14 protein-coding genes are annotated in these 16,625 nt (G+C 40.2%); all 14 read left to right on the top strand.

The genetic code is table 11. The features are described from left to right. The first annotated feature begins 24 nt into the window (after positions 1–24). On the top strand, positions 25–1,509 hold the full coding sequence (ftsZ, locus tag DTQ70_RS23555) for a cell division protein FtsZ (protein WP_122934534.1): 1,485 nt from the start codon (positions 25–27) through the stop codon (positions 1,507–1,509). A 1-nt stretch (position 1,510) separates the two neighbouring features. Next, positions 1,511–2,218 (top strand): DNA alkylation repair protein, encoded by a 708-nt coding sequence (locus DTQ70_RS23550; RefSeq protein WP_122933069.1) that lies wholly within the window; start codon positions 1,511–1,513, stop codon positions 2,216–2,218. A gap of 123 nt (positions 2,219–2,341) precedes the next feature. After that, a complete protein-coding gene (gene accD, locus DTQ70_RS23545; protein ID WP_122933068.1) occupies positions 2,342–3,184 on the top strand; it encodes an acetyl-CoA carboxylase, carboxyltransferase subunit beta in 843 nt (280 codons plus the stop codon). Between the two features lie 52 nt (positions 3,185–3,236). Continuing rightward, entirely contained in the window at positions 3,237–4,208 is a 972-nt protein-coding gene (locus DTQ70_RS23540) for a radical SAM protein (RefSeq protein WP_122933067.1), read from the top strand. A gap of 255 nt (positions 4,209–4,463) precedes the next feature. Next, positions 4,464–4,889: an rRNA maturation RNase YbeY gene (gene ybeY, locus DTQ70_RS23535; protein ID WP_028522347.1), complete on the top strand. Its 426-nt coding sequence runs from the start codon at positions 4,464–4,466 to the stop codon at positions 4,887–4,889. A 97-nt stretch (positions 4,890–4,986) separates the two neighbouring features. Continuing rightward, a complete protein-coding gene (gene mnmG / locus DTQ70_RS23530) occupies positions 4,987–6,849 on the top strand; it encodes a tRNA uridine-5-carboxymethylaminomethyl(34) synthesis enzyme MnmG (RefSeq protein ID WP_122933066.1) in 1,863 nt (620 codons plus the stop codon). Positions 6,850–7,000: 151 nt separating this feature from the next. Then, positions 7,001–8,662: an Ig-like domain-containing domain gene (locus DTQ70_RS23525; RefSeq protein WP_164490176.1), complete on the top strand. Its 1,662-nt coding sequence runs from the start codon at positions 7,001–7,003 to the stop codon at positions 8,660–8,662. Between the two features lie 595 nt (positions 8,663–9,257). Further along, positions 9,258–11,060 (top strand): tetratricopeptide repeat protein, encoded by a 1,803-nt coding sequence (locus DTQ70_RS23520; protein ID WP_229599998.1) that lies wholly within the window; start codon positions 9,258–9,260, stop codon positions 11,058–11,060. A 34-nt stretch (positions 11,061–11,094) separates the two neighbouring features. Further along, a complete protein-coding gene (locus DTQ70_RS23515) occupies positions 11,095–11,616 on the top strand; it encodes a histidine phosphatase family protein (RefSeq protein ID WP_164490175.1) in 522 nt (173 codons plus the stop codon). A 310-nt stretch (positions 11,617–11,926) separates the two neighbouring features. Then, positions 11,927–13,234 carry a site-specific integrase gene (locus tag DTQ70_RS23510; protein ID WP_122933063.1) on the top strand — a complete coding sequence of 436 codons (1,308 nt, stop codon included), beginning with the start codon at positions 11,927–11,929 and terminating at the stop codon, positions 13,232–13,234. Positions 13,235–13,268: 34 nt separating this feature from the next. Then, positions 13,269–13,961, top strand: a complete 693-nt coding sequence (locus DTQ70_RS23505; protein WP_122933062.1) for a hypothetical protein — start codon at positions 13,269–13,271, stop codon at positions 13,959–13,961. 93 nt (positions 13,962–14,054) lie between these two features. Further along, positions 14,055–14,363 (top strand): AlpA family transcriptional regulator, encoded by a 309-nt coding sequence (locus tag DTQ70_RS23500; RefSeq protein WP_122933061.1) that lies wholly within the window; start codon positions 14,055–14,057, stop codon positions 14,361–14,363. Then, on the top strand, positions 14,360–14,785 hold the full coding sequence (locus tag DTQ70_RS23495) for a hypothetical protein (protein WP_122933060.1): 426 nt from the start codon (positions 14,360–14,362) through the stop codon (positions 14,783–14,785). The genes DTQ70_RS23500 and DTQ70_RS23495 overlap by 4 nt, the downstream gene beginning before the upstream one ends. Positions 14,786–15,442: 657 nt before the next feature. Beyond that, entirely contained in the window at positions 15,443–16,312 is an 870-nt protein-coding gene (locus tag DTQ70_RS30855) for a hypothetical protein (RefSeq protein WP_164490174.1), read from the top strand. Positions 16,313–16,625: the final 313 nt, after the last annotated feature.

Here is a 16,625-nt window from a genome sequence, read left to right as displayed (position 1 = left end):
TTTGAGCACGACTACGAGTTTGTTATGGAAGAGTCAACCCACTTAGACGATGCCCCTATCATCAAAGTAATTGGTGTAGGAGGGGGAGGTAGCAACGCCGTCAACCACATGTATAAAAAAGGCATCAAAGATGTGGTGTTTGTGGTATGTAATACCGACAAACAGGCGTTGATGCGTAGTCCTATCAATAACAGAATTCAATTAGGAGCCGATAGTCTCAAAGGCTTAGGAGCAGGAACTGATTCTGCTACTGGCCGCAGCGCTGCAGAAGAGAGTATTGAATATATTCGTCAATTGATGCAACCTCCAACCCAGATGGTATTTATTACTGCTGGTATGGGGGGAGGAACAGGTACTGGTGCTGCTCCTGTCATTGCAAAAGTGGCCAAAGAAATGGGGATGTTAACCGTTGCGGTTGTAACTGCCCCTTACAGCCACGAAGGCCGTATTAAGAAGAACCAAGCCATCGATGGTATCAATGCCCTCAAAGAACATTGCGACACTGTGCTGGTGATTCTTAACGACGAATTGGCTAAGTTATACGGAAAATTACCGATTCTCCGTGCTTACGAGCACGCTGATAACGTTCTCTCAAACGCCGTAAAAAGTATTGCAGAAATTATCACCGTCCACGGAAGTGTCAACTCCGATTTCATGGACGTCAAAAAAGTACTTCAAGGTGCTGGTACGTCTGTGATGAGTTCTGCGGTTTCATCGGGCGAGCATCGGGCTGAATTGGCGATTGAGGCCGCGCTTAACTCTCCACTTCTCAACAACCGTGACATTCGTGGTGCCAAACGTATTCTTGTGACGCTTGCTTCAAGTACGCAAGAAGAACACATGGCTACGCTTGATGAGCAAATGATTATTACTGACTACATCGAAGGACTCATCGGAGACGAAGCTGACATGTGTAAAGTGGGTATTATTTTTGATGATGCCCTTGGTGATCAGTTGTTGGTGACAGTTATTGCGGCGGGTTTTGAAGACTCTCACTTGCCGTTTAATTATGACACAAGTGTAAAGCAGCGAAAAGAGCCCGTTCAACTACCATCGGTTTCTGATACCATACAGAGAAATACTTCGTTACCCCCTTCAACAGAGCGTAAGACAACGGAGTATAATCCAAGGCAATCGACAGCGACTACTAGCAATTCACCTATTTCTGTATCACCGCAAAAGCCAGAGGTGAAAGAAGCAAAAATTGAGGTAACAAAGCCTGTGCAAGAGCTGCCAAAGGTGGAAGTACAACAAACCCAGCCGCCAAAACCTGCCTTTGAGGAGCCACCAAAACCGCCGAAACCGCCAGTTGTTGAAAAAACACCTGAAGAACCACAGGAAGACCCCGAAATTTTGCGTCGCCTTGTGCACGATATTTCCTTTGGAAAATATTCGGAGAAAGAACTCGACAAACCTGCTTTCCTGCGTCAAAACGTTGTTTTATTCCAAAAACCAAATTCACCTGACGAAGTGTTCATTCAGATTGTTTTAGACAAGCACAAAAGGTAAAATGGCAGGAATTGATTCGATTCAAAAAGATTTATACTCCCTAGGCAGCCCCGAAAAGGCTGCCTTTCTTTCGCGCTTTTTTAAAACAGGGAAAGGCCAATATGGAGAAGGAGATTTATTTTTAGGCATTACCATGCCCGAAATACGGTCTGTGGTTGCAAAATACGCGTACCTGTCTATTTCAGAATGGCAAGCGCTTCTTATTAGCCCTTATCACGAAATTAGAATGGCTTCTTTGATTGGTTTAATGAAGCATTTTCAGAAATCAAAAAAAGACCCCACCGCTCAGAAACAAATTTTTGATTTTTACCTTACGCACCTTGATTACATCAACAATTGGGATTTGGTAGATGTCACCTGCCGCGATATTGTTGGTGCTTATTTATTGAAACAAGACCGCAGCATTCTTTATGACTTGGCACAACGCCCTCATCTTTGGGCGCAACGCGTGGCAATGGTATCCACTTGGTATTTTATCAAACACAATCAATTTAGTGACACCTTGCGTATTGCAGAGCTTCTATTATCTCATTCTCACGATCTTATCCACAAAGCAGTAGGGTGGATGTTGCGCGAGGTAGGAAAACGTGACGAGCTTGTCCTTGAAGAGTTTTTAGATACCCATACCCAACAAATGCCTCGAACCGCATTACGGTACGCTATTGAACGTTTTCCTGAGTCAAAACGCAAGTATTATCTATCACTTTGACACATAGATTGATTTCTTATGTATCTTTGGCGCGGCCTTTAAAAGGCTCAAAACACTATTGAGTTTGATTATCAGCGTCTTATCTAAACTCAATGTACACAAATCAAAACTCGAATCTAACTCATGTCTTGGTTTACTAGAAAAGAAAGGGGCATTCAGACGCCCACCGAAATGAAACGCGAAGCTCCTGATGGGCTTTGGTATCAGTGCCCTAGCTGCAAGCATGTTATGCACACTCGCGAACATAAAGTCAATGCTTATACGTGCGTAAAATGTAATTATCACGAAAAAATTGGTTCGGAAGCCTATTTCTCAGTTCTTTTTGACAATGCAGAATACACCGAACTCGATGCCAATATGCTCTCGGGAGATCCTCTGAATTTTGAAGATACAAAGAAGTATCCCGATCGTATCCGTGACACCGTAAAGAAAACAGGATTAAAAGATGCCGTGCGTACCGCTTATGGGAAAATGGATGAGCTCGACATTGTGGTAAGTTGCATGGATTTCAACTTTATTGGTGGTTCTATGGGCTCGGTAGTAGGAGAGAAGATAGCCAGAGGGATTGACCACGCATTGCAAAACAAAATGCCGTTTTTGATGATTTCTCGCTCTGGTGGCGCACGAATGATGGAAGCAGGCTATTCATTAATGCAAATGGCAAAAACTTCGGCCAAGCTTGCGCTCTTGTCGGAGGCAAAAATTCCTTATATATCTTTACTTACAGATCCCACTACTGGTGGTGTTACGGCATCCTATGCCATGTTAGGTGATTTTAATATTGCCGAACCTGGCGCACTTATTGGATTTGCGGGACCACGTGTTATTCGCGAAACCATTGGTAAAGATTTGCCCAAAGGTTTTCAAAGTGCAGAATTTGTCTTAGAACACGGCTTCCTAGATTTTATCGTCGATCGCAAAGATTTAAAAGATAAGCTTGCGAGTTTACTACGAATGCTTCAATAAACTCCCACTTTCTGGAAAGTATAAAGCTTTCCAGAAAGTTTTATTGCACCCTATGCGTCTTGTATCCCACCCTGTCTTGTGTAATTACTATGTGACGTATCGCTGTAACGCCGCTTGTAGTTTTTGTGACATTTGGGAGCGACCTTCACCATACATAACCCTCCAAGAAGCCAAAGCTAATCTTGCTGCCCTGAAACGATTAGGGGTGAAAGTCGTTGACTTCACAGGAGGAGAACCATTATTACATCGTCAGCTTGACGAGCTGCTAAAGGAATGTAAACGGCTGGGTCTGTTGACTACCATTACCACCAACTGCCTGTTATATCCTAAATATGCCAATCGCCTTCGGGGGTTGGTTGACATGCTCCATTTTTCTCTTGATTCTCCTGAGCGAGACGAACATGATTTATCCCGAGGGGTAAAATGTTTCGACAAAGTCATGGAGTCTATCCAAATCGCGAAGTCGTTGGGAGAGCGTCCAGACATACTTTTTACCGTTTTTGAGTCGAATATTCACCAGATAGAAAAGGTTTGGCAAGAAATATGCAAACCTCACGGCCTTGTACTTATCCTAAATCCCGTCTTTGAGTACAATAAAGTGGGCTCACAGCTGTCTCCAGCGGCATTACAGCAGCTTAGGCAGTGGGGAAAAAAAAGCAATGTTTATCTCAATGATGCCTTCATTCAGTTACGTCTTGATGGTGGAAACCACACAGATTCCCCCATTTGCCTTGCTGGTAGTACTACCATTGTCATTTCTCCTGAAAACAAACTCGTACTACCCTGTTATCATTTAGGGCTGAAAGAATTTGCGATTGAGAATAATTTATATGAGCTATATCTCTCTGACGAAGTTCAAAAGTTAGTCGCACTAGAAGGCCGTCTTCCTGCTTGCGAGGGTTGTGCCATCAATTGTTACATGCAACCGTCTTTTGCCGTGACTATCAATAAATATTGGTGGAAAGCTCTTCCGAGCACCCTCAAATACAACAGAATCAAAGGGACGTGGAAACAACTCTTTTGATACTTCCCTTATTCTTCCTTAATTTTGTCTTATATTATTAGAAGCTAACTCATTAATTTAGAGGAAGTAAGGTTACTTTTACTCTGCTTTTTTAGTGTTTTAGCATCCCGTTTTAGATACTCATTTTCGCCCAAATGTCTAGGGAAACCATGCTTTCTAGCAACAAAATACGCTGGTTTTCAGTAATTTACGGGCAAAACTGGGTTATTATCGAGCATATTATAGTAGAACTACGACCAATATTCAATCCTCCCAATGATTCAATTTTTCAACGAAGACGTGGATTTTAAAATTCCTAATCCGCGTAAAACAAAGACGTGGCTCAAAGACATCATTGAGTCCGAAGGGTTTGAACTGAACCAATTAAATTACATTTTTTGTTCTGACGAGTACTTACTTAGCGTAAACCAGCAATACCTTAATCATGATTTTTATACCGATATTATCACTTTTGATAATTCAGAAGAAATAGAAGGGATTGTTGAAGGAGATATTTTTATCAGTATCGACAGAGTAAAAGAAAATGCCGAACAATTATCAAAAACCTTCAAAGAAGAATTATTAAGGGTACTTGCTCACGGTGTTCTTCATTTAGTGGGATATGACGACCACGAAGATGAAGACGAATTAGTAATGAGACAAAAGGAAGATACATACATTGCCACCTTTCCGAAGTCTTAAATCTGACTCTTTACAAAAATGTTTCATGTGAAACATTTTTAGATTTTCCACAAAACAGTACATTTTCACGACATTTGATTAATTAAACAAAAACTTTATGTTTCCAGAATACGACGTGATTGTAGTAGGAGCGGGGCACGCAGGTTGTGAGGCAGCGGCGGCAGCGGCAAACATGGGCTCCCACGTTTTACTCATCACAATGAATATGCACACGATTGCTCAGATGTCGTGTAACCCAGCAATGGGCGGTGTAGCAAAAGGGCAAATTGTACGAGAAATTGATGCACTTGGAGGACAGTCAGGAATAATTAGCGATAAAACCATGATTCAATTCCGAATGTTGAATCGCTCAAAAGGGCCCGCAATGTGGTCGCCAAGATGCCAAAGTGACCGTATGCGTTTTGCGGAAGAATGGCGAATGACATTGGAACAAACCCCAAACGTGGACATCTGGCAAGACACAGCGAAAGAAATTATTGTAAAAGATAACAGAGCTGTTGGGGTAAAAACCTCACTCGGCGTGGAAATTACCGCGAAGGCTGTGGTGCTAACCAACGGTACATTCTTAAACGGATTAATCCATATTGGCGAAAAACAATTTGGAGGAGGTAGGGTAGGGGAGAAGGCTGCCACTGGAATCACCGAACAACTTATTCAATTGGGGTTTGAGTCAGGGCGAATGAAAACAGGTACGCCACCTCGCATAGACGGTCGTTCGCTAGACTATACAAAGATGGAAGAACAGCCAGGCGATGAAATCCCAAGCAAGTTTTCTTATACCGACACCCCACCCCTTACCCATCAAAGAAGTTGCTGGATTACCTATACCAATGAAAAAGTACATGGTGTTTTAAGAACTGGGTTCGACAAATCACCCATGTTTACGGGGCGGATTAAAGGGCTTGGACCGCGTTACTGTCCATCAGTAGAAGATAAAATCAATCGTTTTGCAGACAAAGACAGTCACCAAATTTTTGTAGAACCCGAAGGCTGGTCAACCGTAGAAATGTATATCAACGGTTTTTCGACATCACTTCCAGAGGATATTCAATACAAAGCCATTCGACTTATACCAGGTTTTGAAAATGCAAAAATGTTCCGACCAGGGTACGCCATTGAGTATGATTATTTCCCCCCAACTCAACTAAAACTCACCCTAGAAACTCACTTGATTGGTAATTTATTCTTTGCAGGTCAAATCAACGGAACGACAGGGTACGAAGAAGCAGCATGTCAAGGACTCATTGCAGGAATCAATGCGCACCAAAATGCGCACGAGTTAGATGCTTTTATTTTAAAAAGATCCGAAGCATACATTGGTGTATTGATTGATGACCTCGTTAACAAAGGGACGGAAGAACCGTACCGAATGTTTACCTCTAGGGCAGAGTACCGTACTTTACTCCGCCAAGACAATGCCGATATTCGACTCACGGCATTAGGGCATAAGATAGGGTTGGCCAGCGAAGCACGTTTAGTTCGTGTACAAGAAAAAATTGCCAATACCGAGGTAATTTTAGAAGAGCTTCAAAAAGTGAAAGTAACGCCCAATGAAGTAAATCCGATTTTGGCAGAGATAGGTACGTCTCCTATTCGAGAAAAACAGCCCCTGTATCAATTGCTAAAACGGCCTGATGTAGAAATCGAAGACATCAAAAAACTCAGTGAAAGCTTTGCCACATTTTTAAATGGCTTTAATGAAGAGTCGGCAGAACAGGCCATGATAAAAGTGAAATACGAAAGCTACATCGAAAAGGAAAGATTAATGGTCGAAAAAATGAACAAGTTGGAAGACCTCGAAATCATCCCCAATTTCGATTATGACAAAGTCCCTGCGCTTTCTTTTGAAGGCCGACAAAAACTTAAAACCATTAGACCGCACACTTTGGGGCAAGCCTCCAGAATCAGCGGAGTTAGTCCTTCAGATGTTTCGGTTTTATTAATCCACATAGGACGCTGATTTTTATTGATTACCAAAATAAAAGGGGGCTTTCAAAGCTCCCTTTTATTTTGGTAGAAAGTCGTCAAACAATAAACTCATTTTAAAAGATGTTAATTTGCAAGGGCTAACAAAAGCCCTTTTTATTTTTGTTAAAAATTTCGCCCAACACATGAGTTCCTTCGACATAAAACAGTTAGTAAATACACTTCGAATTTACAGTCTGCTGACGGCTGCTTTTTACTTCTTACTACTAGGTTGCTCTCAACCCATTTCTCCAACGGGAGGAAAACGAGATACAATTCCGCCAAAGTTGATAAAGAGTATTCCTGAAAATAAGCAAACCAACTACAAAGGAAAAACCATTGAACTTGAATTTGACGAGTACATTGTAGCCGAAAACCTACAGCAAAAATTGTTGGTTACACCCGACCCAGGCGAGTATGAGTACAAAGCCAAACCAACGAGTGTTCGGCTTGTATTTAAAAAATCATTGGATTCAGCCAAGACATATTCGTTTTCGTTTGGGGATGCTATCAAAGATTTTAGCGAAAAAAATCCTGCTAAAAATTTACGACTCGTGTTTAGTACAGGGATTGGTATCGACTCTGCACTCGTTAGGGGAGAGGTGAAAGATGTACAGACCAACAAGCCCATGATTGATGTTTTGGTTGGCCTCTACCCACATTCGGATACACTCAATATCGAAAAAATGAAGCCAATGTATTTTACACGGTCTGATAGTTCGGGAAGGTTTAGTATCGAAAATATTCAGTCCAACCTTTATCGACTTGTAGCTTTCGATGACAAAAACCGTTCATTTACCTACAATCCGAAGACGGAGAGGATTGCATATTTAAGAGATAGCCTCGTCATTAAAGATTCTACGCAATTCTCAGGCGCTTCCCTCAAGCTGTTTTTAGCCAATACTACCCCTGCAAAAGTAAAGGGAACCATCCCACGAACTTATTATTATTCTATCAATTATGACAAAGGATTTGTGGATTATAAAGTAAAATTTGATAATCCAAACGACTCCATTCCCTACCTTCAGAACGGTCCAAGCGAGTTGAAATTCTTCAATACCAAAAGTAGGAAAGATACATTAGTGGCAAAAATTATGATTCGAGACTCCGTAGGACTCACTTTTGAACACGTTCAAAAAATCAAATTTCGAGAAGCTCGAAACACAGGAAAAAATAGCGAAAGCAATAGAGAACCGTTTGATATGAAAGCCAGTCACCAAGACAATGACCCAATCGAACCTCGATTATTTACTTTAAAACTCACCTTCAATAAACCCTTAGCAGAGGCTAGGTTGAACCAAATTCAGTTGGTAAGCGATAGCCTCAAAACCGAACAGCTACTTCCTAGCGATTATACATGGGAAAATAATAAAACAATCCTTACCCTTACCCACCAAATTTCAGCCCGTAAGTTATTGAAGGTAATCCTTCCCAAAAGCACTTTTTTTAGCGTAGAAAATGACACCATTCCAGAGCGGATATATAAACTTCCCATCATGGAAGAAGAAGAATATGGTATGTTAGAAGGCGAAATTAAGGGAGCTAAGCAACCATTTATTATAGAGTTATTGGACGAGAAATTTGAGGTCGTCAAAACATCCACAAAACCATCATTCCAATTCAGTTACTTAAAACCAGCCCTATATAATATTCGGGTCATTGTAGATGAAAACCAGAATGGGAAGTGGGATACGGGCGATTTTAAAACCCGAAAATTGGCCGAACCCATTCTTTTTTATCCTGATGTCATCAAAGTCAAGAAAAATTTTGTCTTGAGTGGTATAGATATAGACTTATCCACAAAATAATTCACAATTCACATACAATGTGGAAAAGCTAATGCGCCTCTTGGCGCATTTTTTGTACATACTCAAAATGAGCGTAGGTAGGTTTTACTTTGTGAAACGTCATTTTCACAAAAAAGAACATTTGGCGGAAAAAATGTTAACAACATTGTGGATAACTGTTTTCATTCACACAATTTAGTGGATAATCCGGGGATAAGGGTGTCGATAACCTTTTTGAATTGTGGAGAATTATTTGTCCACATCCACTGTGTGGGAATCTACACAGGTTTTGCACATCATTTCAAGGTGTTTTTCACACTGAATTTTGTGGACAAATAGTCATCCACATCGTTGATAAGACTATCCACAATCCACGGCAAAATGTGAACAATTGTTTATTTGCTTGAAAAACAGTAATTTCAGTTGTGGAAAAAAATAAAAACAAGTGGATAACCTTATATTTTATTCACAAAAGCGTTTTAGAATAAAGTGGAAAACTTGTGAATAGTTTTGTTTTCCACTTATCCCCGGCCTTAATTAACTTTAATAGTTTTAAAAATTAATGTTTATTGTTTTTATAATGGGAAAAGAAAAAGTGTGTATAACCCCAAATCGGGTGTGGATACTACTCGTGGGGCTAGGCTTGTGGTTAATGACCAGTGTGGCTTATGCGCAAAGCGACGCTGACTTAGCGGATGCCTATTTTCAAAAAGGAGAGTGTGATAAAGTCGTTGCGCTTTATCAAAAAATATTACGCAAAGACTTCAACAAGATTTATCTGAGAAGGTATGTGAGCTGTTCAATTAAATTGAAGGATTTTGAAGAAGCGGAAAAGTTTTTCAAACGCCAGCAAAAATCAGACGCTCGGTTTGGCTATTTATATACGCTCTATTGGGGACGCATGCTCGAACAAACGGGACAAATGCCCCAAGCAATGCAGAAATACGATGAAAGCCTAGCACAAGTGCCTTCTAAGGACATCAATGCGTATAAAGAACTCTCTGATGAGTTTCGGGAAATAGACAACACAGAAGCGGCGATAGGGGCCTTACTGAAAGGACGTGCTGCGGCGGGCAACGAATCTATTTTCAAAATGGAGCTGGCGTCATTGTATGCCCAAACGGGAAAGACCGAACAAATGATTGAAGAATTGCTGAGTCTTGGTTTGGCCATTCAAAACAAAGAAGTGATTCAAAACTATTTGCAAGATTTTCTCAAAGAAGAAAAAGACCAAGCGAAATTTGAGAAAGTATTGTATGAAAAAATTCAGCGGCACCCAAATGAAACTTTCTATGCTGAGATGCTGATTTGGTTTTTTACCCAGAAAAAACAATTCGGAAAAGCATTCATCCAGGAAAGAGCACTTGATAGAAGGCTCAAATACAACGGAACAAAAGTTTTTGACTTAGGAAACTTGGCGCTGCAAAACAAAGATTACAACGCGGCCATTCAATCATTCGATTATCTGATCAAAGAATATCCGCAAGGGCAGTTGTATCCTTATGCACGCCGTATGGTGATTGTGGCCAGAGAAGAACAAGTGAAAAACACGTTTCCGATTGAAAAACCAAGCGTGCGTAAACTGATTGATGATTATCGAAAATTATTATCGGAGTTGGGACAAAACAACCGCACCTTAGAAGCGATGCGCAGCATGGCCAATTTATACGCGTTTTACATGGATGACAAAGATTCGGCCATTGTGGTGCTTCAAGATGCTGTTAAAATTGGACGTGCTGAAAGTGATTTTATCGACAAATGTAAATTAGACTTGGGAGATATTTATTTGTTGAAAAATGAGCCTTGGGAATCCACATTGCTGTACTCTCAAGTGGAAAAGTCACAAAAAGAAACCCCTCTTGGGTATGAGGCCAAACTTAGAAACGCACGACAATTTTATTATACGGGCGATTTTGAACTGTCGAAAGCCTTACTGGACATCCTGAAAATGGCCACATCCCGCGAGATTGCGAACGATGCAGGCTCGTTGAGTCTATTAATTCAAGATAATACGGGTTTAGATACCTCAGAAGACGCGATGAAGGAATATGCGTCGATTGACCTGCTTTTGTATCAGAATCAACCAGAGCTTGCGCTAGGGCGCTTAGACGAGATGTTGAAAAAATACAAAGACCATACACTGGCCGACGAAATTTTGTGGCTTAAAGCAAAAACCTACGCCAAAATGGGGGATAATGTAAAAGCAGTGGAAAACTTGCAGGTAATTGTGGATAAGTATGCAATGGACATTCTTGGCGATGATGCACTTTACATGATGGCCGATTTGTACCAAAATCGACTCAAGGACAAAGACAAATCAATGGAGTTGTATCAAAAATTGCTTGAAAAGTATCCAGCGAGTATTTACGCGGCTGATGCACGAAAACGATTTAGACAACTGCGGGGAGACAACCTTTAAGAATCAACAGTTATCCACAATAATGTGCACAAACGTGAATAAGTTAGGGAAAATAAATAGTTTGTTGATGGTAGGTTTATGGCTGAGTTTATCGGCTTGTTACACTTCAAAAATATATGTAGTTCGACACGCCGAGCGGCTTGACCAAAGTGCAGATACGCCGTTGTCTAGCGCGGGCTTACAACGGGCGCAGGCTTTGGCAGATAGCTTAAAAAACAAAAACATTGACCGAATTTTTGGAACAAAATACCAACGAAACCGACAGACGGCTCAAGTTCTTTGTGATGTTACAGGAAAAGGATACGAGGTGTACGAACCATATCCTACCGAAGCCATTGTAAAAACAGTGGAAAAAATAGGCAAGCAAAATGTAGTAATTGTGGGCCACAGCGACACGGTGTTAGAAATCGTCAAGGGATTTGGTGTAACACCAACAAAAGCAAAAATAGAATCGTCGGATTATGATAATTTGTATGTGATTACGGTAAAAAAAGGAGTAGGAGGTAGCCGTAAAACATTGGAAGAAAAAACATACGGTGCACAGACGTTGCCATAACGTCCTCTAAGCTGTCCATTGTAGAAAAACAAAAAAGTGCAACAGATTGATGACCAACTTGTTGCACTTTTACTTTGTAGCGGGAACAGGACTCTAACCTTTTTAATTTTGTTTCCTTGTTGTCTTTCTGAAAAAGCCCATAAAGTGTTGTTTTTAATGCTTTTAGCTTTGTTTTTGACTATTTGTTGATTAAGTTAAATTAAGCTAGATTCAAATAAAATAAATAGTTATGCCTACGTTAATGCCTACGATAATTGTTTGGTGTCGGTAAAAATGGTATGTTTGTGAACGTCTAAATATTTTGTAGAAAATGGCAAAATTGAAAAGAGTTCGCAACGAAAGGACAGGCATAAAATTTGAAGTAATACGCCCTGAACTAGATTCGCCACGCCCTATTTATTTGGTAGCTTGTTTTGATAAACAACGGGTTCGGATTAATACGGGTCAGTTTGTTTTGTCTAAATGGTGGGGAAATAATAAAGTGAGGTTGGTTAGTGATTTTCCCAATGCTAGAAAAATAAATGACCGATTGCATAAAATTGAGGTAGAGGCATTGGGGATAATAGAGGAGTTACGGAGTGAACTAACTTTAACCAAAGATACATTTAGGCAAAAAATTGAGGCTTTTCTAACTCCTGTACCTGTACCCGTTGTGCCTACTGAGTCGCCTTTATTTGCTTTCATTCGAGAATTTATAGAAAAGTCTCCCGAACGGGTCAACCCATCAAGCGGCAAAAAAATTGAGTATAGGACTATACAGAAGTATAAAACGGTTTTTGATGTGCTGCAAGAATTTGGTAAAGGGTATTCAAGAAAAATTGATTTTGATTCAATGGACTTGGATTTCTACGGGGATTTTACGGAGTATCTAACCAACCGTAAAAAATTTGCAGCTAACAACGTAGGCAAGTACATACAGACTTTAAAAACGTTTCTCAATGAGGCGACGGCTAAAGGAATTAATGTAAAGGCTGATTATAAAAGTAGGCGGTTTAAAGTAGTCAAAGAAAGTGCCGATAGTATTTACTTGACAGAAGCAGAGTTACAGGCGCTTTATGAATTTGACCTATCTAAAAATGTTCGCTTAGAACGTGTACGTGATTTGTTCTTAGTGGGCTGTTGGACTGGTTTACGGTTTTCTGACTTAACCAATGTACGCCCCGAACACGTAAAAGAGGGTGTAATTAGGCTAGAACAAGCAAAAACAGGCGGAAAGGTAGTAATACCATGCCATCCAATAGTTAAGGCTATATTAGGGAGATATGACGGCAATTTACCCCGTGCCATTTCTAATCAAAAAATGAATGATTACTTGAAAGAACTATGTAGGCTTTCGGGTATGGATGAATTAGTGCATAAATCAATCACTAAAGCGGGGGTAAGAATTACACAGACTTTTGAAAAATGGGAATTGGTCAGCACTCACACGGCTAGACGGTCATTTGCTACAAACGCTTACAAAATGGATATACCTACTATAACCATTATGAAAATAACGGGGCATCGAACGGAAAAGGCGTTTTTGTCTTATATCAAACTATCGGAGGAGGAACACGCCCAAATTATAGCCGCTGCATGGGAAGGGAAACAAAAACGACTTTTCGAGGTCAGTAAATAAAGTGTTTAGTTATTAATCCAAATTAAATTTTGATATGAAAAGTCCTGAAATTAAAGTAGCAAAATATTTTGATGTTCTATTGGAGCTTAGAAATGATAAAGGGCGTTTTGATGGTCATTATGTTGGTTGTAGCCCTTTTTTGCCAAATGATGATGAAGTAAGTCTAATTAATCAGTTGAGAAAAGAGGAGTTTGGGCGGCAATTGAGGGATTTGAATAACGACTTTGATAAAAGCTTAGACCAATTACAGCTATTAAGTGAGTATTTGGATACGGATTTTGAGTATCATTTTAAGCGTAGTTACGAATCAAGTATAATGATGCCAATTGCCTATAATCTTGATACAAAAGTAGATGATAGATTAAGGGTAATTAGCGACTTGGCAGAAGATTTGGGGCGTTATGATTTTTACCAATATATCAAACGGTTATATGCAGAGTATCAGGATGTTCCCGCTAAAAATCAAAAATTAGAGTGGATTGCTACACCTTCGTTATTAGCTCATTTAATGAGCGAATTAGCGGTAAAGGGGTATATTAAGCCGCCCCGTCAGCGCAATGGTGAAATTAATTATACAGCCTTTGCCAAATTGTTAAAATCTACATTTGATGGCGAACTTGGTAGTGAGCAAAATTTACGACAGGCGCTTAGTCCTGACAATGAAAAAGGATTAAGTGAAGCTAATAGGGATAGGTTTAGAATACCTGAATTAATAGAATTTTCATAATAAATATTTGAAAAATACAGTGCGCACCATTGCGCCCCGTTTGAGATAGTTTGTTTTGCTTTGTTTTGCGGTGTAAACAAAAAAATACGCTCAATGCAAAAGCAAATTGTTAGTACACAAATTCAGCACTTAGACGCTGAAACAATCCTTTCAGAGTTTGCGAACTTGAAAGATGCTATACATAAATTATATGACCGTGTAGCCCCTCCCGCTTCTTCTGATGAATACCTAACCCGTGATGAAGTTGCTGCACTTTTGAAAATTTCAAAGGTGACAGTTTGGCAATGGAGTAAAAAAGAGATAGGTATTCTTTTCCCCCGTCACATTGGGAACAAAGTACGCTATCTTAAAAGCGAGGTTTTGGACGCGGCCAAAGCTACAGGGAAGGGGGTGCGTCAATGACTCCGTTTTCTCATTCTCCAAACTATGCCCATGCTCACAAGTACGCACTAATTCAAAGCAAAATAGATGCTTTTGAAAAAGTGCTTGATGAGTTGGAAACTGTAAGGCAAATTTTACAAGGGTACATTTTGGCCAAGAAAAGGCCGATACTAAGGGATTTAAAGCCTTTGATAGAAGCGTTTGACGCTTATCCCGTGGGAATGGTTGACTATCCTACAGTACCTCAAAAGGTTTGTTTGTCGTTGGCTGATGGTTCGCTATTGATTGCTAAATCTATGGCTTTATTGCTCTTTCATGGGTTAGACGTGATAAGTTTGGATGTTTTAAATGCTATTGAGGAGCATTTAAGTGAGGCATTGGGGACGCTTTTTGATTGTTACGCTTTGGTAGAAGATAAGGTAGTGCCAAAGAAAAAACATTAGGGCGGTTTGGTCTTGTGTTGGTAGTTGTTTCTTTCTCGTTTCTTCATAGAGAAAGGCTTTAATGTCTTAAAAATCAGGTATTTATTTTGTTGGCTGATGCTCGACGGTATCAATATAGTTTGTCATGCCCTAGACCCTAAAAAATGGTTTGAATCGCCCGAACTTTTGGGGGTCGATGGGTTTCCGTTGGAGGTCATGGAGAGTACGGGGGAAATACTGGAAAAGCCACGAAAGGCCAAATATAAAGGCTTGACTTTCAGCGTATCACCGTCAAAAAGTGGGGGCGTTAGGTGTTGGGTAGATGGTTCTATTCATAAGTACAAAAACGATGGTTTGTATAATTATGACAGGTTCACGTTTACCGACATACGTAACGTAGTGGCTGAAATGCAAAAACGCTTTTGTATTGACCCTTCAAAGGCATATTTACACGGCTTGGAAATTGGTGTAAATTTGGAATACTCGTCTAATAGTCAGGTTGTTAGGGTGATAAAATCCGCGATTGTTCATAAGGATAAGGCTTATTCATGGCCTCCACGAAGTCGTATAAATGGTAAAATGTGTAGCCGTGGAGAATATGAGGTTAAAATTTACCATAAAGGGAATGAGAGCGGAATTGAAAAGCCGATTTTGAGACTAGAAGTAAAGGTTTTGAAAATGAGATTTCTTGACGCTTACGGACTCGAAACGTTGGCGGATTTGCTTAACACGGGCAAGGTTTACGCATTGATTGAGGTTCTTTTTGATGCGTTAAAACATACGGTTTTTATAGACCCTTACGCAGAATTGAATTTTCTAAATCAGCGCGAAAGGTTGGTTTTGGAAACATTCAGACAGCCCGAAAGATGGGCGGGACTTGGTTTTGAGCAACGGAGAAGTAAGCGAGAACAGGTTAAAAGAATATTGGAAAAATGCAACGCTTTTAACGTTTACGCAGACTTAAAAAAACGGGTTTTTGAAGAATGGGAAAGGCTTAAAAACGGAGATTCGGAAGCGGAAAAAATACCCACGTTTTCACCGATTTTTGAGCCAAAAGAAGCAGTTGAAAAACCCATGTTTTCACCGCTTGAATGTATGGGTGAAAACATGGGTTTTACCCTTTGCGACGAACAAACAAAAATGATACCTCCGAAGGAAGTAGAAACGCGGGTGTGTTGTTCGTGTGGTTCGGATATTTCGCACCAACGAAAGAAAAGCCGCTTTTGCGCGGAAAAGTACAAAGGAGTAGGGGCGAAAAAATGTAGAAATAAGGATAGCAACCAACGAAAAACAAAACGATTGCAAGTAATGAGAGCCAAAGAGAAAGATATGTATGTCAGGATTACATACCACGCGGCCAACAATGAAGGGGAGCAATTTTCGGACGTGCTTCATTCTTCTGAAATAGCGGTTTCGCGGGAGTGGTTGGATAGGGTGGTGAGGGTTGAACTATTGAAGGAAACACCCGGAACTTTGGCGGGTTCGACTGCTAAAGAACTGTTACAGGGGTTGACAAATAGTAATTTGGGGGAGCAATGTGCCTCTTAGTTGTTCAAACCTGTTCAATACTTAATAAGTGTCTGATAATCAGTGATAAAATGGGTATTTATTAGGGTAAAATTAAACCTTTTTTGGACTGTGTTTAAAAGTGTATCAATAAAATACGCAAACAAGAACAAAGGGGGTGAAATTCCCTATTTCATGGGGTGAAAATCAATAAAAAAGGTAGTGATTTGACTAAAAAACGGGTGTCAGGGGCTAAATATTGGAATGTGGGGGTGTGTTAAAAACGAAGCAAAAACAATGCAAAAAAATACGCACACTTGCGTACATAAAAAGCCGACACGCCAATTTTTAAAGA

This window comes from Runella sp. SP2 (assembly GCF_003711225.1).
Classification (GTDB): Bacteria; Bacteroidota; Bacteroidia; order Cytophagales; family Spirosomataceae; genus Runella.
Note: the sequence above shows the minus strand (reverse complement) of the source record. Positions and strands in the feature narration are given on the sequence as shown.

Bases quoted from the DNA above. Each gene is read 5' to 3' on its own strand.
- ftsZ (WP_122934534.1), top strand. From the start codon at position 25: ATGGAAGAGTCAACCCACTTAGACGATGCCCCTATCATCAAAGTAATT.
- DTQ70_RS23550 (WP_122933069.1), top strand. From the start codon at position 1,511: ATGGCAGGAATTGATTCGATTCAAAAAGATTTATACTCCCTAGGCAGC.
- accD (WP_122933068.1), top strand. From the start codon at position 2,342: ATGTCTTGGTTTACTAGAAAAGAAAGGGGCATTCAGACGCCCACCGAA.
- DTQ70_RS23540 (WP_122933067.1), top strand. From the start codon at position 3,237: ATGCGTCTTGTATCCCACCCTGTCTTGTGTAATTACTATGTGACGTAT.
- ybeY (WP_028522347.1), top strand. From the start codon at position 4,464: ATGATTCAATTTTTCAACGAAGACGTGGATTTTAAAATTCCTAATCCG.
- mnmG (WP_122933066.1), top strand. From the start codon at position 4,987: ATGTTTCCAGAATACGACGTGATTGTAGTAGGAGCGGGGCACGCAGGT.
- DTQ70_RS23525 (WP_164490176.1), top strand. From the start codon at position 7,001: ATGAGTTCCTTCGACATAAAACAGTTAGTAAATACACTTCGAATTTAC.
- DTQ70_RS23510 (WP_122933063.1), top strand. From the start codon at position 11,927: ATGGCAAAATTGAAAAGAGTTCGCAACGAAAGGACAGGCATAAAATTT.
- DTQ70_RS23505 (WP_122933062.1), top strand. From the start codon at position 13,269: ATGAAAAGTCCTGAAATTAAAGTAGCAAAATATTTTGATGTTCTATTG.
- DTQ70_RS23500 (WP_122933061.1), top strand. From the start codon at position 14,055: ATGCAAAAGCAAATTGTTAGTACACAAATTCAGCACTTAGACGCTGAA.
- DTQ70_RS23495 (WP_122933060.1), top strand. From the start codon at position 14,360: ATGACTCCGTTTTCTCATTCTCCAAACTATGCCCATGCTCACAAGTAC.
- DTQ70_RS30855 (WP_164490174.1), top strand. From the start codon at position 15,443: ATGAGATTTCTTGACGCTTACGGACTCGAAACGTTGGCGGATTTGCTT.